The organism is Streptomyces sp. NPDC055632 (assembly GCF_053618675.1).
On record NZ_JBSHHY010000026.1, the window covers coordinates 25,950 to 49,437 of the forward strand.

The 23,488-nt window shown below is 71.1% G+C and carries 17 protein-coding genes; 11 read left to right on the top strand and 6 right to left on the bottom strand.

Annotation, left to right across the window (positions count from 1 at the left end; translation table 11 throughout):
• The 6 genes from ACWGSR_RS27550 to ACWGSR_RS27575 form a co-directional block, all read right to left on the bottom strand.
• Nucleotides 1-1,919, bottom strand: a 1,919-nt coding sequence (locus ACWGSR_RS27550) for a tetratricopeptide repeat protein (protein ID WP_453569925.1), incomplete at its 3' end; no start/stop codon positions are given.
• A gap of 200 nt (nucleotides 1,920-2,119) precedes the next feature.
• On the bottom strand, nucleotides 2,120-2,518 hold the full coding sequence (locus ACWGSR_RS27555) for a hypothetical protein (RefSeq protein ID WP_453569928.1): 399 nt from the start codon (nucleotides 2,516-2,518) through the stop codon (nucleotides 2,120-2,122).
• 379 nt (nucleotides 2,519-2,897) lie between these two features.
• Nucleotides 2,898-4,880 carry a hypothetical protein gene (locus ACWGSR_RS27560; protein WP_453569931.1) on the bottom strand — a complete coding sequence of 661 codons (1,983 nt, stop codon included), beginning with the start codon at nucleotides 4,878-4,880 and terminating at the stop codon, nucleotides 2,898-2,900.
• A gap of 915 nt (nucleotides 4,881-5,795) precedes the next feature.
• Complete coding sequence (locus ACWGSR_RS27565; protein WP_453569934.1) at nucleotides 5,796-8,435, bottom strand: tetratricopeptide repeat protein; 2,640 nt, start codon at nucleotides 8,433-8,435, stop codon at nucleotides 5,796-5,798.
• Between the two features lie 83 nt (nucleotides 8,436-8,518).
• Nucleotides 8,519-9,001, bottom strand: a complete 483-nt coding sequence (locus ACWGSR_RS27570) for a hypothetical protein (protein WP_453569937.1) — start codon at nucleotides 8,999-9,001, stop codon at nucleotides 8,519-8,521.
• 381 nt (nucleotides 9,002-9,382) lie between these two features.
• Complete coding sequence (locus ACWGSR_RS27575; RefSeq protein WP_453569940.1) at nucleotides 9,383-9,790, bottom strand: hypothetical protein; 408 nt, start codon at nucleotides 9,788-9,790, stop codon at nucleotides 9,383-9,385.
• Between the two features lie 784 nt (nucleotides 9,791-10,574).
• On the opposite strand from ACWGSR_RS27575, the gene ACWGSR_RS27580 reads away from it, so the two are divergent.
• From ACWGSR_RS27580 to ACWGSR_RS27630, 11 genes are all read left to right on the top strand, one after another.
• Nucleotides 10,575-12,092, top strand: coding sequence for a DUF2637 domain-containing protein (locus tag ACWGSR_RS27580; protein WP_453569942.1), 1,518 nt, complete (start codon nucleotides 10,575-10,577; stop codon nucleotides 12,090-12,092).
• A 369-nt stretch (nucleotides 12,093-12,461) separates the two neighbouring features.
• Complete coding sequence (locus ACWGSR_RS27585; RefSeq protein ID WP_453569945.1) at nucleotides 12,462-13,460, top strand: conjugal transfer protein; 999 nt, start codon at nucleotides 12,462-12,464, stop codon at nucleotides 13,458-13,460.
• Between the two features lie 14 nt (nucleotides 13,461-13,474).
• Nucleotides 13,475-13,828 carry a hypothetical protein gene (locus ACWGSR_RS27590; protein ID WP_453569948.1) on the top strand — a complete coding sequence of 118 codons (354 nt, stop codon included), beginning with the start codon at nucleotides 13,475-13,477 and terminating at the stop codon, nucleotides 13,826-13,828.
• Entirely contained in the window at nucleotides 13,825-14,394 is a 570-nt protein-coding gene (locus ACWGSR_RS27595; RefSeq protein ID WP_453569951.1) for a hypothetical protein, read from the top strand. Before ACWGSR_RS27590 ends, ACWGSR_RS27595 begins: the two co-directional genes overlap by 4 nt.
• Nucleotides 14,391-17,015: an ATP-binding protein gene (locus tag ACWGSR_RS27600; protein WP_453569954.1), complete on the top strand. Its 2,625-nt coding sequence runs from the start codon at nucleotides 14,391-14,393 to the stop codon at nucleotides 17,013-17,015. The genes ACWGSR_RS27595 and ACWGSR_RS27600 overlap by 4 nt, the downstream gene beginning before the upstream one ends.
• Nucleotides 17,012-17,389, top strand: a complete 378-nt coding sequence (locus ACWGSR_RS27605) for a hypothetical protein (protein WP_453569956.1) — start codon at nucleotides 17,012-17,014, stop codon at nucleotides 17,387-17,389. The genes ACWGSR_RS27600 and ACWGSR_RS27605 overlap by 4 nt, the downstream gene beginning before the upstream one ends.
• Nucleotides 17,386-19,968 (top strand): hypothetical protein, encoded by a 2,583-nt coding sequence (locus tag ACWGSR_RS27610; protein ID WP_453569958.1) that lies wholly within the window; start codon nucleotides 17,386-17,388, stop codon nucleotides 19,966-19,968. The genes ACWGSR_RS27605 and ACWGSR_RS27610 overlap by 4 nt, the downstream gene beginning before the upstream one ends.
• The gene (locus ACWGSR_RS27615) at nucleotides 19,965-21,077 is read left to right on the top strand and encodes a C40 family peptidase (protein WP_453569961.1); all 1,113 of its coding nucleotides are present in this window, start codon (nucleotides 19,965-19,967) and stop codon (nucleotides 21,075-21,077) included. The genes ACWGSR_RS27610 and ACWGSR_RS27615 overlap by 4 nt, the downstream gene beginning before the upstream one ends.
• Nucleotides 21,074-21,730 (top strand): hypothetical protein, encoded by a 657-nt coding sequence (locus tag ACWGSR_RS27620; RefSeq protein WP_453569963.1) that lies wholly within the window; start codon nucleotides 21,074-21,076, stop codon nucleotides 21,728-21,730. Before ACWGSR_RS27615 ends, ACWGSR_RS27620 begins: the two co-directional genes overlap by 4 nt.
• A 246-nt stretch (nucleotides 21,731-21,976) precedes the next feature.
• Nucleotides 21,977-22,567 (top strand): hypothetical protein, encoded by a 591-nt coding sequence (locus ACWGSR_RS27625; RefSeq protein ID WP_453569965.1) that lies wholly within the window; start codon nucleotides 21,977-21,979, stop codon nucleotides 22,565-22,567.
• A complete protein-coding gene (locus ACWGSR_RS27630; RefSeq protein WP_453569968.1) occupies nucleotides 22,561-23,457 on the top strand; it encodes an ATP/GTP-binding protein in 897 nt (298 codons plus the stop codon). Before ACWGSR_RS27625 ends, ACWGSR_RS27630 begins: the two co-directional genes overlap by 7 nt.
• The last annotated feature ends 31 nt before the right edge of the window (nucleotides 23,458-23,488 follow it).

The window sequence follows — 23,488 nt, forward strand, 5'->3', positions numbered from 1 at the left end:
CGCCAGTGGGCGAGGCTGCCTCGGGTGGTGAGGGTGTCGGGGTGGTCGGGCCCTAGAAGCCGCAGGTAGTCATCGAGGAGTTCATCGAGGGCGTCGATGGCGCCTTGCAAGTCTCCTGCTGTCCCGCGCCAGTGGGCGAGGTTGCTTTGGGCGGTGAGGGTGTGGGGGTGGTCGGGTCCCAGGATGCGTAGTTGGTCGTTGAGGAGTTTGTCGAAGGCGTCGGTGGCGCCTTGTGTGTCTCCTGCTTCCCCACGCCGGGAGGCGAGGTTGCTTCGGGTGATGAGGGTGTCGGGGTGGTCGAGTCCCAGGATCCGTATGCGGTCATCGAGGAGTTTGTCGAAGGCGTCGGCGGCGCCTTGTGCGTCTCCTGCTTCCCCACGCCAGTGGGCGAGGTTGTTGCGGGTGGTGAGGGTGTCGGGGTGGTCGGGCCCCAGAAGGCGGTGAGCAGTGTTGTGCAGGTGATCAAAGTAGGTGTGGGCTGCGGTGACCTGCCCAGTCCGTCCGAGGGTTCGGCCTGCTGTGAAGAGGACGGTGTGAAGTCCGTCGTCTTCTTTGCGGGGCGGGCCAGCGGTGTGTAGTGCGCTGACGTTGGAGACGAGTACGGGCAGAGCCTCGTGGTTGGGGCGCTCGGGCCACGCTTCGAGGAGGGCATCGGCGGCAGCCAGAGTGGTTGTGGTGTGTTGTTCGGGGGTGAGGGTGTCGCGGGTGGTGTGCTGCACCAGCGCGTGGACGCGGATGGCGTCCGAGGTGTGGTCGATGAGGCTGAGACGGTGTAGCACGCTGAGGGCTTGCATGACCTGCCGTTTCTCGATCTGCTTTCTGTCCTCTGTAGCTTTGGAAGCAGGGTCTGCACCTGTGGTGTTTTGGCCGAGGTAGACACGGGCGGTTTCGGTGGCGATCAGTGCGGTGGGGATGCCGTCGGGGGACAGCACCGACAGCAGGGCCAGCAGGGGGCGGGCCAGGCCAGCCGGTGGCAGGGTGTCGGCGTGTTGGACGCTGAGGTCCCAGACGGCCGCGACGGGGAGTTCTTGATCGTCGGGTAGGGCGTCGGGGATGAGTTCGGCCAGGCGTGCGGTGCGATCGGTCAACATCCGCCGGTAGGCGGCCGCGGTGTGTCCGGTGTCGGCGAGGTAGGCGGCTGCCTGGGCGAGAGCGAGCGGCAGATACCCCAGAGCGTGAGCCAGGGCGCGCAGGTCGTCTTCAGGTTCGGTGTGGTCGTAGTCGGCCAGGCGTCGGGTGAGGAAAGCCAGGGCTTCGGCGGGGGCGAAGACATCCACATCAATGCGAGTACCGCGATCTCGCAGGGCGGCGTCGCGACGCCGAGTGGTCGCTAGAGTCTGCCCAAGAGGTGAGGCTGGTGGCCACAGGCCGGTCAGATGGTTGGGGTTGGTGATGTTGTCCAGAACGATCAGCCACCGCACCACCCGCGTCCCTGCCGAGGCCGGGCGGGGCTGGAGCCAGGCCAGGAAAACGGCGGCGTTCTGCTCGTCGTCTTCACCAGCGCCTGGGGGAGTGAGGCCGAGGACGCGTGCGGTCTGGGCGTAGGCGGCCAGGACACCGGAGCGGTCGGTGGCTGTAGCCCACACCACCACATCCACCTGACCTTCGGCAATCTGGGTACGAGCGTGATGGGCGGCGATCTGTGTCTTGCCGACCCCGCCCAGTCCCGACAACACCCACCGCGCATCACCCGGCTCGGCTTCGCTCTGGCTGGTGCGGTCGTTATTGCCGGTGTCTGAAGTAGGGGTGCCTGTGAGGACGGCTGTTCCGCCGTCCTCCAGTGCCGTGCGCAGCAGCCCGCTCTGGGACCGTGCCTGATACCGGCTCGCCGCCGCCGGCACAGCACCCACCACGACGGGGAACGCCACCGACTGCGCCGACGCTGCAGCACCACCTATATGGACTGCGACGTTCTGCAACGAGACGTTGTCTCCGCTGATTCCCAGGCCTAGGTCACCGTTCGCCTCCAGCGCACGTTCGCCTGCGCCGGCTGTGGCCTGAGGTGGAACAGTCGCTGCAGCTTCCATCGATGTTGGCGCAGCGTCGGAGACTCCTTTTGACACTTCAGAGCCGGGGTGGTCGGTATTGTTCTTTTTTGCCCGCTTGGGCCACAGGGGACTCACGGCTGGTTCTGCTGCCCGTCCTGCTTAGGGGCGTCGCCGGTGATGGCTTCGCCGATCGAACCCCCGGCCTCGACTCCCCGCTCACCGGGTACTCCCGGCGCCGTGCCGCTCGTACCACCGGGCCCTAGGGCACTGCCGGGAGGGATGGTGGGGGAGGAGTGGGCGAGGGTGTGGCCGTCTCCGGTGACCGCCCGTCCGATCGAGCCTCCCGCCCGCACCGACCGCGCCCCGCTCACCGGCGGTGCCGTGGGTGGTAGCGGTGCGGGGGGTGTTCCCTGCCGGAGGGCGAGGGCCAGTCCCGCCAGGCCCGCGGCCGCGCCGACGATGCTGGCCACCCGGTCACCGGTGTCCAGGTCCACGAACACGGCCACCGCGACCAACCCCAGCATCACCATGGCGCACAGTCCTGCGGTTACCCGCCACCACGCTTGAGACATCCCAGCCCACCCCCATAGGACGAACAGCTCGTACCGGCACCGGGACACCGGCCGCGTTGCCGAAGCGTCCATCGTAGGAGCACGAAGGGTCGGCCGGTCCGAAGCGCAGGCATACATGGTCTCGGTAGGGAGCTGGTGTCTGGGCTGCTGTATGTCGTCTGCGCTCTGTCGGGCGTGTGGTCGATCTCTGGCCTGTGCCGGTCTGATCAGCAGCTTCAGGGGAGGGCGCCTTGCTTTACAGGCCGATGAGGTTGCGGGTACCGCTTCGGTCCTGCGGCCTCCCGCGTACGGCCACAGCCTTTGGACCATGTTGTCGGCGGGGTGTCCGGTCTGATGTTCACCACCAGGTGTTCTGGTCGTGTGCGTACTCGATGGTGGAGGGATCTGGTGAGGGGCTTCCGTCTGGTTCGATTCCGTGGGGCCACAGTGTCTTCCACAGGGGCTTGATGCGGTGGTTTGGGTAGGCGGCGTCTCCTCGGTCTGCTGCCTCGATGGCTGTGCGGGCAGCTCCTGGCAGGTCGCCGTTCTCGTGCTGGAAGCGGGCGATGCTTGCGAGTGCTTCCGGGTGTCTGTGGCGGGCGGCGTCCTCCCATAAGGCCTCCGCCATCTCTTTCCGGCCGGCTTCTTCGTGGTCGAGTGCGAGGTCCGCGAGGAAGTCTGTCAGGCCATACTGGGCGGCTTCGTGGGCGTAGTGCTCGGCCTGTTCGAAGAGTCCTCTGCCCTGGCGCATCATGGCCAGGCTGCCCAGACACTCGGGTGATCCGAAGGCCGCCGCTTCGTGAGCGAGGTCGGAGGCTTCTACTGGCATCCCGCGCTCTTCGAGCACGAGCGCCATCTCGGCGAGAGTGTCGGGCTGACAGCACTGTGCCGCCTGCATCGCTAAGTCTGCCGCCTGCTCGTAGTCCGATTCCCCCACCGCCATGAAAGCTATGTCGGCCAGAGCACGACAGGCCAGATGGTCTTCGGGCTCTGCGTCATCGGTGAAGTGCCGCCACCCGTCGTTCGGCTCATGACGAGGAAACTCAACGCCTACGTCGCGCCGAGGCAGTTGTGCTGATTTTTCTGAAAGAAGCCGGCCGTAACGTAAGCGCCACCGGCTTATGGCCGCTGAGGCCAGCGCACTGACATCCGCCCGCTGTGACAGATGCCGTAGCGCGGCGTCCCAGAACGATTGTGGCGGGCAGAGGTGCCGGCGCTCGTGCCGGCCGTACTGCTCCATGTAGTCAGTCAGCCGATAGCACGTGCCCGTGCTGTCATCGCTTCCAGGGTGCAGCCGTATCCGGCGGAGCAGGGCTTCGTCACCGGTCACGCGGTGCCCCGCATAGGCGAGGGCTTCTTCGAACCAGCTGTCATTCAGCGCGTCAAGGGCCGAGAGGGAGAGGTAGCCGGGAGCAGCGTCCTCGAGGAAGCTCACGGGCAGGGCGGTGCCGCATCCCAAACGCCTGGCGTCCATCGCAACGTGAAGGACCGCACGAGCCCCCGGCTGCGCATGCTCGTACCGCTCCATGAGAGCGGGCGCTCCGGCAAGGAACTGTGTAATGCGACCGTCGACTGCCCTTTGCAGAGCAAGCGCGAGCCGTTGATCAGTCACCGCGGCCTTGCCGGCCGCAATGATGTCCTGTGCCGTAAAGGCTTCCGGCACACGCAGGTTGCGCCCTGCCAGTAACTGCCGCGCCTGAGCATGAGGATGATCGAGGTGAGGCCCTGTAGGTGATGCCAGCCGATCCCAGTGCTCAGGCCACAAGGTACCCAGGACGAGAACCGGAGCACGATCTGCGTCTGCCAGGAGGCTGCGCAGCGCGGCGGCGATGCGTTCACCAGCATGCTCTTCGGCCAGGTAGAGCTGTGTCTCGTTCAGCCACACCACGGTCTTCGGACCCACTGCGGCCAGACCGGCCAGCGCGGCCTCGCTATGTGTCGGGTCGAACGGATGCCACAGTTCCCACCCGTCGCCAGCCAGTACCTGGATGGCCTCCCAACAGGCACGCGTCTTGCCCGTGGAAGACGCTCCCACCAGGACACACATCTGGCTCTGTCCACTTGCCGCCGCACTGACTACTTTACGTAACTGCTCGTCGTGCGCTCGCTTTACATACGTAGGCAGCTCGCTGGGCGCATCGGCCTCATGGAGGGCGTGGCGGACCTCAAGATCCAAAGGGCGGCACAGGCTGATCGGCTTCGTCGTGACAACCTGAGGGCCTCCGTCCTTCTCGGACAGCACAGGCGAGACTACATAGTGGTTTGTGACAGTGTTGCCGTTGCCGGTGATCGCAGTTCCTATATCACCGCCCGCTGCCACAGAGCCGTCGCTTGCCTGCACGGGCAAGGCACTGGGCAGCTCTTGCTCATTAGGTGTGCCCTCCGGATCCGGGGCCGGCTCCCGTCGAGGCCACAGCGGTGGAGGCGTCACGAACATTCCTCCGTGCCAGCGAACGTCTCAAGGATGCTCCCTGGAACGGCCACGCTGTCCGGCGCTGAAGCCTGCCTGTCCCTGCCATGCAACCGTCGGCCCTGCTCAGGGCGTACTGCCCGCGAAGTTCCCCGGCCTTCGCCACCCCTGACCACAGCCGCAATGAGCTGCCCGGTAGCCACCTTGGCACCGCTCACCTCTGCGTTAACGAAGCATGTCGCCTTAACCCCTCGTACCGAAGAGGCCAGCACCGCCAGGTACGCAAACCTGCACGCAGCACCTGCGGTTTGATCAACAACCATCGGCTCCATGCAGGAAGCCGCAAGGCCTGGAGCTGTCACCAGCACCACGCACACCACCGCGCAAACGGCGACCATACGTCCTATCCACCCCTGCATGGGTACATAGAACCTCCTCTTCCTCACCCATGTCCGCCAACTGATCGTTTCAACATGTAATGAGCCCGAACGCCATGCGGTTCAGGGGCGGGCGAAGATGTTGTGGGTTCCGATGCGGCGCCACACGATGTGCCGGTCCCCGGCTGTCCGTGCCCGGCCGTAGCACCACGTCGCGCGCCCGTCCGGCGCCCAGGTCAGTTCGTAGACACCGGGAGCGGAGCGCACACCCTTGATACGCAGACCCGGATGGAAACGGCCTCCGGTGCGCAGGTCGGGGACGAAGGCCTTGAGGACGGCGCGGTGGAACCGCTGGCGCTGTGCGGGGGTGAGGCGGTGAAGGTCGGCGGCGAAGCGGGGCAGTTGTTGGGCGCAGGGTTGATGCCAGTGGGATGCACAGGATTTTGTCAGTGGCGGCGCAGAGTCTGTGTCAGGCCGGGGAGTTCTTCGAGGTCGATCCGGTGCTCGGGTCCGCCGCCTCCCCCCGCCAGCGGGCGAGGTTTTTCCGGGTAGTAAGGGTGTCTTTGTGGTCGGGGCCGAGCACCCGCACATGGTCGGCGAGCAGCTCGGCGAACGCCTCTGCCGCTCCGGCCGGATCCCCCGCCGCCCCCTGGAAGAAGGCGAGGTTGTTCCGGGTGGCAAGGGTGTCTTTGTGGTCGGGGCCGAGCACCCGCAGGTAGTCGGCGAGCAGCTCGGCGAACGCTTCCGCCGCCCCGGCCGGATCTCCCGCCTCCCCCCGGAAGTTGGCGAGTTGGTACCGGTCGGTGAGGGTGTCGGGGTGGTCGGGACCAAGCACCCGCACATGGTCGGCGAGCAGCTCGGCGAACGCCTCTGCCGCTCCGGCCGGATCCCCCGCCTCCCTCTGGAAGCAGGCGAGCTGGTACCGGTCGATGAGGGTGTGTCTGTGGTCGGGACCAAGTACCCGCACATGGTCGGCGAGCAGCTCGGCCAACGCCTCTGCCGCTCCGGCCGGATCCCCCGCCGCCCCCTGGAAGAAGGCGAGCTGGTACCGGTCGGTGAGGGTGTGTCTGTGGTCGGGACCAAGCACCCGCACACGGTCGGCGAGCAGCTCGGCCAACGCCTCCGCCGCCCCGGCCGGATCCCCCACCTCCCCCCGGAAGCGGGCGAGCTGGCCCCGGGTGTTGAAGGTGTCGGGGTGGTCGGGACCAAGCACCCGCACACGGTCGGCGAGCAGCTCGGCCAACGCCTCCGCCGCCCCGGCCGGATCCCCCGCCTCCCCTCGCCAGCGGGCGAGCTGACTTCGGACGATGAGATTGTCGGGGTGGTCGGGACCACGTACCCGCAGACTGTCCGCCAGCAGCTCGGCGAACGCCTCCGCCGCCCCGGCCGGATCCCCCGCCTCCCCACGGAAGTAGGCGAGCTGGTGCCAGGCGATGAGGGTGCCGGGGTAGTCGGGACCAAGTACCCGCAGGTAGTCGGCGAGCAGCTCGGCGAACGCCTCTGCCGCCCCGGCCGGATCCCCCGCCTCTCCCCGCCAGCGGGCGAGCTGACTCCGGTCGGTGAGGGTGTGTTTGTGGTCGGGACCAAGCGCCCGCAGAGTGTCCGCCAGCAGCTCGGCGAACGCCTCCGCCGCCCCAGCCGGATCCCCCGCCTCTCCACGGAAGTAGGCGAGCCGGTGCCAGGCGGAGCGGGTGTCGGGGTGGTCGGGGCCGAGGTGGTGGGTGGTGGTGTCGGCCAGGCGGCGGAAGTAGTCGGTGGCCGCGACGACCTGGCCGCCGTCGCCGAGGCTGCTCCCGGCGCGGAAGAGCACCCCGTGCGCCCGGGGCCGGTGGAGGGCTGCGTCGGCGCACCTGGTCAGGGCAGTGGTGTTGACGCGCAGCGCCTGGGCGAGGGCGGTGTCGCGTTCGATGTCGGGCCAGACGGCCACTAGGGCGTCGGCGGCGGCGTGGGCGGCTTGCTCGTACTCGGTGGGAGTGAGGGTGTCGCGGGTGGCGCGTTGGACGAGCTGGTGCACACGCACGGCGTGCCAGGGCGTGGCGGGGTCGTGATCGATGAGGCTGAGCCGGTGCAGGGCCGACAGTGCCAGTGTCGCCTCGCGGGGCGGTACGGGTTCGGGCGATGTGGGGGCATCGGCGGTGGGGGTGGTGGTGCTGTGGGCGGCGAGGTGGGTGCGGGCGGGTGCGCTGGTGAGGACGTCGGCGGGGATGCCATTGGGGTCGAGCATGCTGGCGAGGTGGAGCATCGGGCGGGCCAGGCCCGCCGGGCGCAGGGCGTCGGCGCGCTCCAGCGACAGCGACCAGCAGGCGGCGACGGTGTGTCGCTGGTCGTCGGGCAGGCGGTCGGGGGCGGCTTCGGCCAGGGCGGCGGTGCGGTCGGCGAGGAGGGCGCGATAGGTCTCGGCGCTCTCGCCGGTGTCGGCGAGGTAGGCAGCGGCCTGGGACAGGGCTAGGGGCAGGTGTCCGAGGTCGCGGGCTAGGGCCCCGACCTCGGGCGCGGGATCGGTGCGGCCGTGGGCAGCGAGCGCTTTGGCGAGGTAGGTGGCGGACTCGCCGGGGGAGAACAGGCCGATGTCGATGCGGCGGCGCCCGTCACCTGTCAGGGCGGCGTCCTTGCGGCGGGTGGTGGCGAGTACCCGCCCGTGTGGGGAAGTGGGCGGCCACAGGCCCGCCACGTGATCCGGGTCGGCGATGTCGTCCAAGACCACCAGCCAGCGGCATTGCCCCGGCCCCGGGCGGGAAACGAGCCAGGCCCGGAACTCCTGCGCGGCCTGCTCGGGTTCGCCCGGGTCCGCGCCGCACAGCTCCGCCCCGGCCCGGGCGTAGGCGGCGATCACCGCGGCGCGGTCCGTGGCGGTCACCCACACCAGCACGTCCAGCTCGTCCGCGTCCCAGGCGGTGTGGGCGTGGTCGGCGGCAAGCTGGGTCTTGCCGACCCCGCCCATCCCGGAGAGCACCTGACCCACCACCGCCGTGCCGCCCCCCGCGACCGCGTCGCGCAGGCGGGCGGCCTCGGCCCGGTCGAGGAAGGCCGTTGCCCGTGACGGGACGGACCCCACCCGGTGCGGCAACCGCACGGGCTCACGCGGCCCACCGGGCGGGTGGATGTTCACCGGGGCATGGAAGATGCCGGCCAGGCCGCCGGGAGCGTGGAAGGCGGAGCCGGGTATGGGCTGGGCAGTGGTGCCGGATCCGGTCAGCCCTGGGACCGGTCCGGCGCCGGAGGGGACGCCAGGTGCACATCGCCGATGCTCCCGATGGTTCCGGCGGCGATCCCGTGCGGGGCGCTGATGCTGAGGTCGCCCGCGACGGCGATACCGTCCGGCGCCGTGGCAGCGGTCGGTGCCGCGGGGGCATGGGCGCGCAGCAGTACGGCCAGGGCAGCGGCGGCCTCGACGCGCTCGGGCTCGTCCAGTTCTTCCAGGAGGTCTTCGATACGAGTCTGCCAGGCGTTCTGCTGGCGCTCGCGGACCTGGGCGGTGTGTTCGGCGGGGGCGGAGTCCAAGGCGACGGCGGTGCGGTCGAGGCGCTCCAGTTCGGCGTACTGGCGGGTGTCGGCACCACGGCCGAACCACGCAGTCAGGCGCTGACGCAGGTCCGTCCAGCCATCGGTCGCTGCGGCCTGGACCACGGCCGTGCCGCCCGCAGCCGCCAGCGCGGTCATCGCTTCGGTCAGCATCCGCTCCCCCATCCGGCTGACCGGGTGTCAGCCCGGGATGACCGTAGCGCCGATCACCGGGTCGCAGACACCGATTGGCCGTTTCGGCCGCCGCGACGTGGGTCGCGGGAGGTGGCTCAGCCAGGCTCGAAACCAGGCGCACTGCCAAAACCCTGCGCCGCGCTGACATCCACCCTGCGCACGACAACAGCGTCTCGTACGTCGGCATGGCGGTCCTCCAGGAAGCACGAAGCCCCCGGCCGGGGGCGAAGGGGCAGTCGTACAGGGGGAGCTGTCACCTGGTGCGGGCTGTGGCGTCGATAGGGGCCAGGGCGTGCAGGCCTGGAGGGGTGAAGCCTTCCGGCGGGGCCGGCCTCCTCGTCGGAGACCGGCCTGCGCTCATCACGAGACGAGGGACTGCAGCAGCACCATGAGCGCCGAGTTCTCGTTGGTGAACTGCTCCAGGAGCTCCTTCTCTATCCGGTCGCGGAGCTTGTCGCGCAGGTACCTGAGCAAGCTCGTCTTGAGGGACGGATCCGTGCTCTGGGACTGCGTGCGGAGGTGCGCGACGAGTGCGCGCAGGTAGCGGCTGAAGCGTCGTCGGCCGGGCTGGTCGGGCTGCTGGGCGTTCTTGACGGTCACGGGTCCCCCTGAGGGTGAGTTCGAGCTGAGCTGACGGGCGATGAGGGCACGGCGGATCGCCACATGGCTGGGCGCCTTCATGAGGTCGGTGCGCAGTTGCCTGAAGCGGCTGCGATAGGTGCCACGGGGTGGCTCGGGACGGATGGCGTCCCGGTGTACGGAAGTCACGGCTTCCTCCTTCTTTGAGGGGAGCCGGACCATGGGGCACGCGGCGTGCTTACGTCGCGTGCTGGCAAACAGGCCCTCCTCGGGGCCTAGAGGGCGGCGGTTACCTGCGGCGCGATGGACGCCCGAGCGCCGTAGCAGACGGACACGCTTACGTCGCCTCCACGACGGCTCGCTCACCCTCAGGGAACCCAGGGGATTCCTACGGGCCGTGTGACAGGCGAAGTGACGGGGGAGCGGCGGGCTGTAGCAAGCAGAAGCGCTTGTGTCGCCGGGTGACGCCGATCAGATGCCAGCCCCGGGAGCGCAGAGCTCTCGGTGGGTGCCGGAGGCACGGGACCTCTTCACGGGCCTGTCACCGGCCGGGTATCCGGTCGAATGCCCGGAGCTGGAGGCGGAGGTCGTGACAGCTCGGCTTGCAGATGGCTGAGGGGGCGCTCAGAGAGACACCAGGCTGTCAGCCGAGGGCGGGACTTCGTGCTGCGCCGACGGAGCGCTTTCCCACGGGGGTGTCCCTGCGTTCTGCCAGTTCACGCCTGAGGGCAGACTGTGCGGATGCGTGATGTGCTGACGGAAGACCAGACGCCGGCCGTACCGGACGTGAAGGGACCGGGCGTTCCGGGTACAGGCGACCCTGCTCCGCGAGACCGGAGCGCCGTTCCGCGCGCGGAGCAGCGCTCCGGACGCAGCGGGAAGCGCTCCGGACACAGCGGTGCCCCCGGCCCTAGAGCCCCCCGGCAAGACTGCCGGCGTTCCGGCCTCGCCCAGGCCGTGGTCGGCGAAGGCGATGCGGGCGGTCGTCGTCGTCTCCGCCGTGTGCGCGACGGTGGTCGCCGGCATCGGGTTCGCCGGCTCCTACGCCGCTCTGCGCGACCTGGCCCTGGATCACGGATTCGGCCGCTTCTCGTACTTTTTCCCGATCGGCATCGACGCCGGCATCGTCGCCATGTACGGACTGGACCTCGTCCTGGTCTGGCGCCGGATGCCCAAGCCTCTACTCCGGCTGGTCGCCCACCTGCTGACCCTGGCCACGATCCTGTTCAACGCGGCCTCGGGCGACAAACCGGTACGCGAGGACCCGCTGGGCGCCTTCATGCACGGTGTCCTCCCTCTTCTCTTCGTCGCCGTCGTCGAAGCTCTACGACACCTGATCATCCGAACCAACCGGCTGGTCCTGGCGGCAGAGTCGGACCGCATCCCGCTCCACCGGTGGCTGCTGTCCCCGTGGAAGACCTGGTGTCTGTTCCGGCGGATGAAGATCTGGGACATCACCTCCTACACGCGAATGGTCGCCATGGAGCAGGAGAGGACCGTCTACAAGGCCTGGCTCCAGCACCTGCACGGTTCCAAGTGGAAGAAGAAGGCCGGTGCGGCCGCGATGCTGCCCTTCACCATGGCGCCCTTTGGTATGGGTGTGGACGACGCCCTGGACCTGCCCCGCAAGCAGCAGGAGGACGACGACCGCCGCAGGGACGCCGAGCAGGCGCGGATCGCGGCGGCCGCCGAGCGTGAGGAGCAGCGCCTCCTGGAGGAAGAGGAGCGCCAGGCCGAGGCCGCGATCCGGCGCATGGGCATCGGCGCGAAGGTGACCGCCGCCGAGCACCGGATCGCAGCGCAGACCACCTCGGCGGAGGCGGAGGCCCGCACGGCAGAGACGGCGGCGAAGGTGGCGGCGGAGACTGCGGAGAAGACCGCGCGGCTGTCCGCGGAGTCGGCCCTGCGGAAGGCGGAACGGCAAACCGCGGAGGCGGAGCGCCAGGCGGCGGAGGCGGAACGGCTCGCGGCGCAGGCGGAGCGCGAAGCCGCGGAGGCGGAGCAGGCTGCGGAACGTCAGGAGCTGGCAGAGAAGACGGCCGCCGAGGCGGAGGCCGAGGCCCGCGCAGAGGCTGCCCGGCGCCGCACGGAAGAGGACCGTCTGGCCCGGGCCCGGGCAGCGGAGGAGGCAGCACAGCGGGAGGCCGCGGCACAGGCGGCCGAGGCGGAGCGGCGGGAGGGCGTCGCACGGCAGGCGGAGGCCGACCGGCAAACCGCGCTCGCCCGGGAGACCGCCGCCCGGGCGGAGCTCGCCGCGCAGGAAGCCGACGACGCGGCCCGCCTGACTCCTCGCGAGCGCGGCGAGCGGCAGGTCGCCCGCATGATCCTGGCCGCGCACCGTGCCCTTCCCGAGTACGAGCGTCCGACCGAGCCGGACATGTATGCCGTGTCCCTGGAGGAGATCGGCAGCGCCCTGAACGTGGGCCGGACCGCTGCTGGCGAGCGCCGACAGGGCGCCATGGACCTCATCAAGGCCGGTTACACCGGCTGACCCCAGCGGCCCGACCCGCCGAAGGGCGGCACCCCCTTATGAAGGGTGCCGCCCTTCGGCCTGCCTGGGGTCATTCCAAAATTTTGGAACGGCCTCCGCTCCTGCGGTCGGCGGCAAAGCGGGGCGCAGGCCGATGCCCGCCTCCCGCACGAAGAAACCGGCTCTGACCTGCCGTGGTAAGCGAGCCGCAGGCCTGCCCGGTCCACTTACCACGGCACTTACCAGCAGGTCACGGGCCACTTACCACGCCACTCACCATGAGGAGTTATGGCCTCGTGACGGCCCGGGGCCCTGGCGGTCAGCGGCACGGTGAGCACGCAGCCGAAGAGTGAGGCATCGATCCCGACGAGCTCTTCGAGGAGCCCTCCGATGCCTTCCTCTCCACCGCGCCGTACCCGGCGCACCCTCCTCCCGCAGGCCGGGGACCGGCCGCCCGGGAAGGTCTCCGTGCGGAGTTCGGTCCTGACCCGGTTCGTGGTGTGGGGCGTGCTGGCCACCGGTCCCGTCGCGCTCCTGGCGACCTACGGCCGCCCCGGCCCGGCCGTGCCCGGGCAGCCGGTCTCCCTGACCCGGACCGTCCAGCCCGAGACGCCTGCCGGGGACGGGCCGGCCGGGTACGCCGAGCTGGTCGTGGGGCTGTGGCTGGAGGCCGGCTCGGGCCCGCAGAGCGCGGCGGCCCGCCGGCTGCGGCTGCTCGCCCCCTCGGTCCGGCCGCCCGAGTGGGGACAGCACGCGGTGAGGGTCGGACAGGTCGCGGCGGTGCGGACCGTACGGCAGGGCGAGAGCAGGTGGTCGGTGACGGTCGCCGCCCGCCTCACCGACACCGCCGCGGCGCCCGAAACTGAGCAGCCCGCAGGGCTGCGGTACTTCGTCCTGCCCGTCGTCCTCCAGGACCCGGACCGGCCCGGCGGCGCTCTCGGTCCGGCCGCCGCCGGGGCGCCGATGGAGATCGCCGGCCCGGCCGCCGGGCAGATGCCCGCTTCCCTCTACGGCAGCGCGGTCGGCGACGGCCCGCTCGCCGACACCGCCCGAGGGTTCCTGACCGCGTTCCTGGGCGCGGAAGGCGGCGCGGACCGCTACCTCGCCCCCGGCGTGACCCTGCCCCGCCCCGACGCCGGCGGATACATCGCGGTCGAGGTCGACCAGCTGATGGCCGACCGCCGTACCGGCGGCCAGGACACCGGCCGGGACGGCGCGTCCGTCCGGGTCCGCGCGGAGGTCACCGCGACCGACGGCGCGGGCCGTAAGTGGCCGCTGTCGTACGACCTCGCCCTGACGGCCCGCGCCGGCCGCTGGGAGGTCGCCTCCCTCGACTCCGGCACCACTGCCGTGCCGAACACCCCCGCGCCCTCCGCCCCCGCTTCCTGAAAGAGAGACCGCTCATGGACCCCCAGACCAACGTCGTGCTGGCCGGCGCGTTCGAGCAGATCGGCACCCACCTGTTCGGCATGGGAGAAGGCTGGGCCGATCGGGCCCTGAAGCTTTTCCTCCTCATCGCCGTGCTCGTCACGATCATCACCAAGATGAGCATGAAGGCCGCCATCGGCGTCGTGCTCGGCTTCGTGATCTGCCTGGGCATCTACAACGCCCGCACCGAACTGGCGGATGCCTTCAAGAACGAAGTGACCCAGATCGGCTCCGTCACCCCCACCAACCCCCCGCAGTCCGCGTCCACGCCTGTCGGCCGTGTGGCCGCAGGAACGGGTGAAGGGATCGTCGGCGAGCGGCCGGCATGAGCACCACCGCGCCGGTCCGGGTCGGCCGCACCTACACCCGGGCCCGCGCCTTCCCCTGGGTGCTCGGCAAGATCGGCGACTTCGTCCTGTGGCTCGGCCCGTACAACGCACCCCAGCTGATCATCGCCGCCGTCGGGACGCTCCTGCTGATCAACACCTTCTCGTGGTGGGCGGGCCCGCTGGGCCCGATCCCTCTTGCCGCGCTCGGGGTCGCGATCTGGGCGGCCCGCGCCCAACGGATCGCCGGACGAGCCCCGCTGTGGATCGCCTACGGCGTCCTCCAGCGGGCGCTGCAGCCCGCGACTGGCCGGATCGGCGGACGCACCGCCCGCCCGCCCCGGCCCCGGGTGCTCACCGGAACCGTCCTGATCGAGCACACCACTGTCTCCGTGGCCGAGCTTTCTGCCCCCGCGGTTGAGCTTCCCGCCCCTATGGCCGTACCGGCCCCTTCCTCCATCAACTCCCACCCCCGCCCCCGTCCTCGGCCTTCGGCCGGGGGTGGGGGCCCGGCCCCCACCCCGTTGCAGCAGATGCTGCGCGAGCGACCGAAGGCAGCCACGCGATGAAGACCCCCCTGCGCCACATCGTCGACAACGTCGTGTGGTCCACCACCGGAACCACCTGGGCCATCTGGTCACTCGCCCCGGCCGGCTCCCGCTACATGGACGCCCGCACCCGCGACGGGATCGTCTCCCGGGTGACGACCCTGGTCCGCTCCCTGCCCGGCAAGGCCCGCCTGTACGGGCTGTGCGCCCGGCTCGACCCGGCGGAGGTGGTCGCGAAGACGATCGAGGCAGTGGACTACCGGCGGCACGCGGCGTGGGCGGAGGTCGCCCAGGAGCGGCTGCGGCTACTGGCCGGAGACGACTTCGACGCCCCGGTGGAGATGCACCGCAGGACCTTGTGGCTCGCCGTTCCGCTGGAGCCGGCCGGGGCGAAGGCTCAGTGGACGGCGGCGCGTGCCTCGGCGTGGTCGGAGCTGTCGGGCCTGCTCGGCCTGCCGCCCGCGCCGGTCACGGGCCGTGAGGTCGCGGCCTGCCGGGAGCGTGTCGAGCAGCTGGAGGCGGAGTTCGACGGCGGCCTGGAGCTGCGCCGGGCGCTGCCGGCGGAGATCGTGTGGATGTACCAGCACGCCGCCGCCCGCGGCCTTGAGGAGGAGCTCCTCGGCCAGGCCGGGAAGTCGCCGATGCGCGGCAGCCGCTTCGTGCGCGGTGCGCTGCGGGCACCGTCGCACGCCGACCTGAGCCAGGTGCGGCTCCTGGAAGGCGGCGACGACCCGGACCCCGCCGGCACCGGGCGGGGCGGAAGGAAGGGCCGTGCGCGCAGGGCCGGGCTGATGGTCGGCCGCCGGTGGCTCCAGGTCGACTCCGAGGCCGGCACCTCCTACCAGGCACACCTGGCGCTGGCGGAGATGCCCCGTCACTTCACCGCGGCCGGGGGCGACTTCTTCGCCGAGCTCGACCGGCTGCCGTTCGGCGTGGACTGGATGGTCGACATGAACCTGCTCCCGGCGGAGAAGGTGGTGCACGCCGTCGACCGCAAGAAGCGCGACCTGGTCGACCAGGCCGACCAGTACGCCGCCCGCCGTGCCACCGGCCTGCCCGAGGGCATGCGCGATGCCGCCGACGACCTGGGCGACCTCGGCGCCCGGGCCTCGCGTACGAGCGTCGAGGTCGAGGTCCAGGCCGTCACCGTCATGACCGTATGGGGCACCACACCGGGGGAGTGCGAGAAGCGGGCCGGCGCGCTCCAGGCCCGGCTGCGCAGCGCCAGCTACCGTCTGGTCCGCCCCGTCGGCAGCCAGGACAAGCTGTTCACCCTCGGCCTGCCCGCCGCCCTCACGCCGCCGGAGACCCGCGAGTACGTCCAGTACCAGCTCGGTGAGGACTGGGCGATGCACGGTGCGCTCACGGGGCAGGACTTCGGCGACCCGACCGGCGCCATGATCGGCTTCTCCCAGGACGTCGGCACCGTCTGCCCGACCCTGCTGGACATCGCCGACGCCCCCGTCAAGAACGCCTCCGCCTCCTTCGCTCTCGTCGGCGACCTGGGCGGCGGCAAGTCCACGCTGGCCAAGCTCATCTCCAGCTCGATCGTCGACCGGGGCGGGCGGGTCATCGCGATCGACCGCACCAAGTCCCGGGAGTGGGCCCGCTTCGCCCGCTCGGCGGCCGCCGGACGCTGCCAGATCGTGGACGCCGCCCAGGCCGAGCTGTCCATCGACCCGCTGCGAGTCTTCCCCGACCCCGCCATCGGCGCCCGCTACGCCCTGAGCTACCTCACCCTCCAGCTCGGCGTCGGCCCGATGACCGAGCACGGCGCGCTGCTGAAAGCCGCTGTGAAGCAGACCGCCGCCTCTCCTTCTCCCTGCATGGCGGGCGTCCTGGCCGCCCTGGAGGAGGCGGCCCTGGAGGACAGCGCGCGCGGGCAGCGTGCGGCTTCGCTGGTGGAGTGGCTGCAAGTCGCCGCGGAAGAGCCGCTCGCCGCCGCCGTCTTCGACCCCGACCTTCCCCCGCTCGACCTCCTGTCGGAGGTCTCCTCCGACTTCGTGGTGATCACCACCACCGGCCTGACCCTGCCGCCCAGGGAAGCGGCCGCCAGCCCCGAACTGCTGCGCAACCAGCCGCTGGAGGCGCTCATCGGCCGGGCCGTGCTCTACCTGATCGCCGCGCTCGCCCGCGAGGCGGCGTTCACCGACCCCCGCTTCACCCTCCTGCCGCTCGACGAGGTGTACTGGCTGACCTCCTCCGCCGAGGGCCAGGCGCTGATCGACGAGATGGTCAGCGACGGCCGCAAGCACGGCGCCGGCGCCGGACTGGGCTGCCACGACGTCGAGGAACTGGGTACCTCCACCAGCCGGGGCCTGCTCGCCTACCGCTTCCTGGGCCGCACCGCCGACCGCGACCTGGCCGCCCGGGGCCTTCAGTGGCTCGGTCTGGACGGCACCGACGAAGAACTCCTGCGCGTGGTCACCACCGACCTGTCCCCGTTCGGCAAGGCCGGCCGGGCCGGCGAGTTCCTCGCCCGCGACCCGCGCATGAACATCGGCCGCTTCAAAGTCCTCGTCCCCGACCTTCAGCGGATTACCGACGGCATCTACACCACCCCCGACATCACCACCTCGGCTCCGCCTCCCGCCACCGCCGCCCCGGTCTCGCCCGCCGCCACTGCCGGGAGCCCGCGATGAGCGACACCTTCCACCGCCCCCTCGCCCAGCGCGTCCGCGCCCTGCTCGCCGCGACGGGCACCGCCGCCCTGATAGCCGCTCTCATAGCGGCCGTCATCCTCGCCAACGACGCCGGACCGGACGCCTGGTGGCCGCGCACCGGCGAAGCCTTCGCCGCCACCCCCGCGCCCACCACCCCGGCCCCTGCTCAGGGTGTTCAGGACCGCTGTGCGTACATCGTCGGCCCCGCCCGCGACTACTGCCTGCGCGCCGACCCCGCCCCGCAGCCCCAGGCCTCCGCCCCCGACCGCGGCACGGTCCTGCACCTGGCGCTGCTGCTCCTGCCCGTCGCGGCCGCCGCCACCCTCACCACCCGCCGCCGGAGGACCCGATGACCACCCCGCGCGCCCGCCGCGCCGTCACCGTCACCACCGCCACACTGCTGCTGTGGGCGGCCGGCACCACCCTCGCGTACGCCGCCGACACCCCCGGCTCCGGAGGACTCCTCGACCCGCTGAACGTCCAGACGTCCGAGGGCGCCCCGCTGGACCGCTACGAACTCGACCCCGAGCCCGCCCCCGCCCAGGGCGGACAGCTGCCCGGCACGGGCCCCACCGTGATCGACGTGGCCACGACTCCGGCGGGCGGGATCATGGACACCGTCCGGCGGTTCCTGGCCTCCGGCCTGTTCGCCCTGGCCCGGACCGTGACCGGCTTCGCCTGCTGGCTGATCGACTGGGCCTACCGCTTCCCGGTCATGGACAAGCTCGCCTCACCCGCGCAGAAACTGTCCGACGCCTACGAGTCCCAGATCATCACCCCGCTCGGGCTGGCCGGCATCTGCCTGGCCTGGGCCTTCGTCTTCGGCCTGGTGACCGTCATGCGCGGCCGGTTCGCCCGGGGCGCCGGCGAGATCCTGCTGACCCTGCTGATCGCCGGGATGTCCGCCACCGCCGTCGTCCAGCCGGCCATGCTCCTGGGCTACGAAGGACCCGTCCAGCAGACCCAGCGCGCCGCCCTGGAAGCAGCCACCATCACCGCGAACTCCGGACAGCTGCCCGATACCAAGACCGAAGGCCCCTGCGACGCGCTCATCGGAACCGCCCGCGACTTCTGCCTGAGCGGCCAGCCCCGCCCCGGCACCACCCCCGCACCGAAGCCGGACCGTACGAAGCAGTGCGCCGCGCTCATCGGCGCGGCCCGCGACTACTGCCTCAAGGGCGAGCGCCCGCTGAACGCCGCCGACGTCTCCCAGCCGATCACCCGCACCCTCACCGACACCCTCGTCGTCCAGCCCTACATGCTGCTCCAGTACGGGCAGATCATCGAGCAGGACAGCCCCCTCTACCCCCTCCACAAGGGCTTCGTCACCCCGCCCGCCAAGGAGAAGAACAACCCCTGCAGCCTCCTCAACGACACCGCCCGCGAGCACTGTGAACTCGGCATGAGGCACGAGGGCAACCTCTACAACCGGGCAAAGGAGTTCGAGAAGCACGGGGCCGAGGGTGCCGCGATTGCCGCCTACATGCAGAAGAACGACTGGAACAAGGTCCTGGGCGCCGGCCTCGTCCTGCTCGCCGCCTGCATCATCACCCTGATCATCTTCGCGATGGCCATGGCCCTGATCGCCGCCCAGTTCGGCTGCGTGATCGCCGCCGCCGTCACCATGGTCGTCCTCGCCCTGTCCCTGCTGCCCGGCCCGGCCCGCGGACTGCTGTGGCGGTGGGCGGGCTACCTCGCCGGCAGCATGCTCACCCTCTTCGCCATCGCCGTCTTCATCCCCCTCTTCGGCGTCGGCGCCCGCGCCCTGCTCGCCGACAACACCACCCCCCTGCTGGAGCGCCTCTTCCTCCTCGACGGCCTGGCCGTCACCGCCCTCGTCCTGAACCGCCGCATCATCAACGGCGCCGGCCGCATCGGCCAGCGCATGGCCCTTCGCATGCGCTACGCGAAGGTCGGCGGCAGCCACACCATGAACGAAAACGCCGCGGCCACCGCCGCCGCGTTCTCCTCCCTCGGCTACAACAACGGCGGCGTACACGGCTACGGCGGCGTGCCCGGATCCCCGGCCCACTTCGCCCTGCTCTCCCGGCAGAACGGACCCGCAGGTCGCTTCGGGGGAGAAGCCCTCGCCGAGGGCCGCCGCGCCCTCATGCCGCTCGCCCTGGGCATGCGCGCCGCCCACACCGTCCTCATCGGCCCGAAGCGGCCCCCCGTCCGGCCCGAACCCGTGGGCCCCGACGGCCTGCCACTGCCCCCCGGCCACCACCCCGGCACCGATCGCACCGGCACCGCCGCGCCCGGAACGGCGGAGGACACCGGCCGCCCGCCGCTCATCCCGGCCGGCAGCCGCCTGGAGGCCTCGCTGCGCCGCACCCGGGCCGGCCGCGTCCTGGTCGGCACCACGAAGACCGCGTTCTACTCCACCGTCGGCCTGCCGGCCACCTGGACCCGCGCCCGCCGCTTCGGCAGCGCCGTCTCCCGGGACCTGCACACCGAGCTCGGCCTCCAGCGCACCCACTACGGCCGCGTCGCCGGCCGCTGGCTCGACGACACCGCCGCCGCCTTCTCCTCCAGCCCCCGCCCCGACGACGACCGCGACCGCCCCCGCCCCGAGGAACCTCGCCCGGAGAACCCCCGTCCCTACCTGCCCGCCTCGACCGAACTGCCTCGTACCTCCCGGGCGCCGGAGGACGCGCCGCCGCAGTGGTGGACGGTGCGGCCGGAGACGACACCGCCCCCGGCGGCGCCGCGGGAGGCCTGGTGGGCAGAGCCCACCACCCCTACTACGCCCACCACCCCGACCACTCCCAGCACCCCGGCCGTTCCCAGCAGTCCGACCACCCCGGGCAGTCCCGATAGTTCCGGGACTGCCGGCACCTCGGGCCCGCAGAGCACGCCTCGGTCCTGGGGCGAGATCTGGCGCGAGGAGCACGGCGGCCGTGACACCGACACCTCGGGAGGCACGGAGTGAAGCGCGGCATCGGATGCGGCACCGTCCTCCTGGCCGTGCTCGCCGCCCCGGTCCTCCTCGTCGTCATGCTGGCCGCCCAGCCCACCCCGGCCCCCGCCCTCCAGACCGTCGGTCAGGTCGCCGGCATCCCGCAGCGGATGCTCGCCGCCTACCACAACGCCACCGCCCGCCTGCCCCGCGAAGTTCCGTCCTGCCGGGGCATGCGCTGGGCCGTCCTCGCCGGGATCGCCCGCATCGAGTCCGACCACGCAAACGGCCGCACCATCAGCGACCGCGGCGACATCACCCCCCGGATCCTCGGCCCCGTCCTCGACGGCTCCGGCGCCGGCGGCAACCACACCGCCTTTCCCGACACCGACGGCGGCCGCTGGGACGGCACCGCCACCAGCGAAAGGGCTGTTGGCCCCTTCCAGTTCCTTCCCTCGACCTGGAACGGCTCCGGCCGCGACGCCAACGACGACAAACTCATCGACCCGCACAACGCCGACGACGCCGCCCTCGGCGCCGCCGTCTACCTCTGCGGCAACGGCCGCAACCTCGCCGACCGCACCCAGCTGCGCGCCGCGATCTTCCAGTACAACCGCTCCACCGCCTACGTCGACGACGTCCTGGGCTGGATCGACCGCTACAGCCAGATGTCCACCGGCGCCCTTCCCATCGGTCAGCCCGCCACCGGCGACGCCCGCACCGTCATCGCCACCGCCCTCGCCCAGACCGGCGTCCCCTACTCCTGGGGCGGCGGCAACGCCAACGGCCCCAGCCGCGGCATCTGCTGCTCACCCAGCGGCAAGAGCGGCACCAACATCATCGGCTTCGACTGCTCCGGCCTGACCACCTACGCCTACGCCCAGGTCGGCATCCGCCTGCCCCGCACCGCCGACCGCCAGGCCGGCATCGGCACCCGCATCCCCGCCTCCCTCGGCCCCGGCGCCCTGCGCCCCGGCGACCTCGTCTTCTTCGCCTACGACTCCAACAGCGACTCCACCATCCACCACGTCGGCATCTACCTCGGCGACGGAAAAATGATCAACGCCCCCCGACCCGGAACCGCCGTGCGCACCGAACCCCTCTGGGACCACGGCTACGCCGGAGGAGCCCGCCCGCTGTGACCACCCACCCCGCCCCGCACCGGCCCCTGCTGCTCACCGGCCTGCTCCTGGCCCTCACCGGAGCCCTCCTGCTCCTCACCCGGCAGCAGGGCCCGCCTCCCACCACCACGGCCTCGCCCGTCCCGCCCGTGCTGTCGGCTCCTGCTGGGGAAAGGACCGCCGAAGAACCCCCCGCGGCCGCCCCGGCCCCCGCGCAGGCTCCGGCCCGTACCGAAGCGTCCCGGCAGGCGTCACCGGCACCCCGCACACCCACCCCCGAACCCGAGCCCGTCCCGAGCGGCATCCCGGTCTCCGGCGACGGACCCGGCGGCGACTACGCCATCCAGCGCCTCCTCGACCGCACCACGCCGGCCGACCTCCCCCCGGCCCTGGAGCGCCGCCTCGTCACCCTCGCCACCCGGGTCTGGACCGCCGAGACCACCGGCACCGGCCGCGAGGCCTGGCCCGGCTATTTCACCGGCACCCAGCTGCGCGCCTCCTACCGCGACGTACGCGTCCAGGCCGCGATCGCCCGCCGCGCCGACGGCCGCGACGACCAGGTCCTCGTCCGTCTCGTGTGGGCAGGAGCCGGAGCGCTCGGCACCTTCCAGGACGGACGCCCCGCTCAAGTACGACTCGCGCTTCACCACAACGGGTGGGAGCCGGTCCGGTGACCGCCCTGTTGATTTGTCGTTATTCCAGAGGCTTTTGGGCGGACAGGCCCGTCAACATGATCAGGTCGAATTTCACACTGACACCGCGAAAGTCTGTCAAGTCCACTTACTCACTACGTAGTTGTACGAACCGTTGCGTAATGTATGGCGCATACTTTGCGGACACGGCACCTCGCGCTAGGCAGGTCTGCGCAGGTGAGACCATGCGGCCGCATATGCCCCGGGGAGGCGAATTCGTTGACGCACATGCTCACCAGGAACCGCTGGCGGAAACTCGCATTCGTATGCGCGGTCTCCGCGCTCGCCGTCGGCTGTAATACGAATGAACCGACCTCGGAAAAACCGCCGAGCACCCCGTCGGTGTCCGCTACGACTCCTACGGCCACCCCGCCCAAGACGCAGCTTCCGCCGGACCCGGTCGAGACGGCGAAGAAGGAAGCCGTCGACACCTACCTGTCCCTGTGGCAGGAGGCGGAGAAGCGCTACGCCGACAAGACCGGGAAGGCCGGCGACCTCAAGAAGTACGCGACCGCTGTTGCCCTGGCACAGCTCGAAGCGGACACAAAGCAGATGAGGGAAAAAGACCTGGTCATCCTCGGCGAGGTCACCGTGGGCAATCCGACCGTCACGAGTGCGGACATCGACCGCAAGGTTCCGAAGGCCGTCATCTCCAGCTGCCTCGACGTCTCCCGATGGACTGTCACCTCCATCAGCACCGGCAAGCCGGCCGAGCTGCCGAAGAACCGGCTTCTGCGCTACGTCATCAAGGCCACCGTCGAGAAATGGCCCCAGGGATGGCGCGTCATCCTCGACGAGCCGCAGGGCAAGAAGTGCTGACCTCCAGGCGAGCGGCGGCCGTGGCCGCCCTCGCGCTCAGCACCGTGGCGGTCTCTGTTCCCTCCGCTCACGCCGACGAGCCCGGCGGGAAGGGTGGCGCGGGGTGCGGCAAGTTTGTCTGCGAGGTCGAGGTCGACGTACCCGGTTCCGTCCCTGGCGGCGGCAAGACCCCGATCGGCGGCAAGGGAAACGGGGGCTCACAGGGCCCGCGGCCCAAGCCGCCCGAGTGCACCCCGGCCGAGAAGGTCGACCCCCAGCCCCCGGCCGGAAGCGACATCTGGGAAGGGCAGGACCCCGCCAAGGGCGCCGTGCTCTACACGCGGACCTGCCGCTACTTCATGGCCGACGGATCCTCCACGATGATCACGGAGCCGCTCGTGGGCGGCCCGGGAGGCCCCGCCGTACCGGTCGTGGACCCGGCTGTCCTCGCGCAGCGGGCCGTGGACCAGATGGTGCTGCGCCCGCCGGCGATCGGAATCACGCCGAAGCCGGGCGGTATGGGTCTGGTGGGGATGCCGGTCTATCTGTGGACCGAGCGGGGCCCGGAGACGTACGGGCCGAACGTCGCGTCCGCGTCGGCGGGCGGGATCACGGTGACCGCGACGGCGAAGGTCGCGAAGATCGTGTGGCAGATGGGCGACGGGAAAACCGTCACCTGCACCACCCCCGGCACCCCCTACAAGGCGGCGTACGGCACGAAGCCGTCGCCGGACTGCGGCCACCGCTACGCCAAGCCGTCGGTCGCTGGCGCCGGGACGTATCACGTGGTGGCGACCTCGACGTGGACGATCGACTGGCAGGCGACGACCGGGCAGTCCGGGCAGATGACCCAGACCCGGCAGAGCGATGTGGACATCCGGGTCGGCGAGCTCCAGGCCGTCGGCAGCTGAACCCCCGCGCCGGGCCCCCTCATGACGAAGT

What these genes read in the sequence shown, in the direction of transcription:
- ACWGSR_RS27595 (WP_453569951.1), top strand. Translation starts at nt 13,825, where the DNA reads ATGAGCACCACCGCGCCGGTCCGGGTCGGCCGCACCTACACCCGGGCC.
- ACWGSR_RS27600 (WP_453569954.1), top strand. Translation starts at nt 14,391, where the DNA reads ATGAAGACCCCCCTGCGCCACATCGTCGACAACGTCGTGTGGTCCACC.
- ACWGSR_RS27610 (WP_453569958.1), top strand. Translation starts at nt 17,386, where the DNA reads ATGACCACCCCGCGCGCCCGCCGCGCCGTCACCGTCACCACCGCCACA.
- ACWGSR_RS27585 (WP_453569945.1), top strand. Translation starts at nt 12,462, where the DNA reads ATGCCTTCCTCTCCACCGCGCCGTACCCGGCGCACCCTCCTCCCGCAG.
- ACWGSR_RS27625 (WP_453569965.1), top strand. Translation starts at nt 21,977, where the DNA reads ATGCTCACCAGGAACCGCTGGCGGAAACTCGCATTCGTATGCGCGGTC.
- ACWGSR_RS27580 (WP_453569942.1), top strand. Translation starts at nt 10,575, where the DNA reads ATGCGGGCGGTCGTCGTCGTCTCCGCCGTGTGCGCGACGGTGGTCGCC.
- ACWGSR_RS27555 (WP_453569928.1), bottom strand. Translation starts at nt 2,518, where the DNA reads ATGGTGATGCTGGGGTTGGTCGCGGTGGCCGTGTTCGTGGACCTGGAC.
- ACWGSR_RS27590 (WP_453569948.1), top strand. Translation starts at nt 13,475, where the DNA reads ATGGACCCCCAGACCAACGTCGTGCTGGCCGGCGCGTTCGAGCAGATC.
- ACWGSR_RS27570 (WP_453569937.1), bottom strand. Translation starts at nt 9,001, where the DNA reads ATGCTGACCGAAGCGATGACCGCGCTGGCGGCTGCGGGCGGCACGGCC.
- ACWGSR_RS27605 (WP_453569956.1), top strand. Translation starts at nt 17,012, where the DNA reads ATGAGCGACACCTTCCACCGCCCCCTCGCCCAGCGCGTCCGCGCCCTG.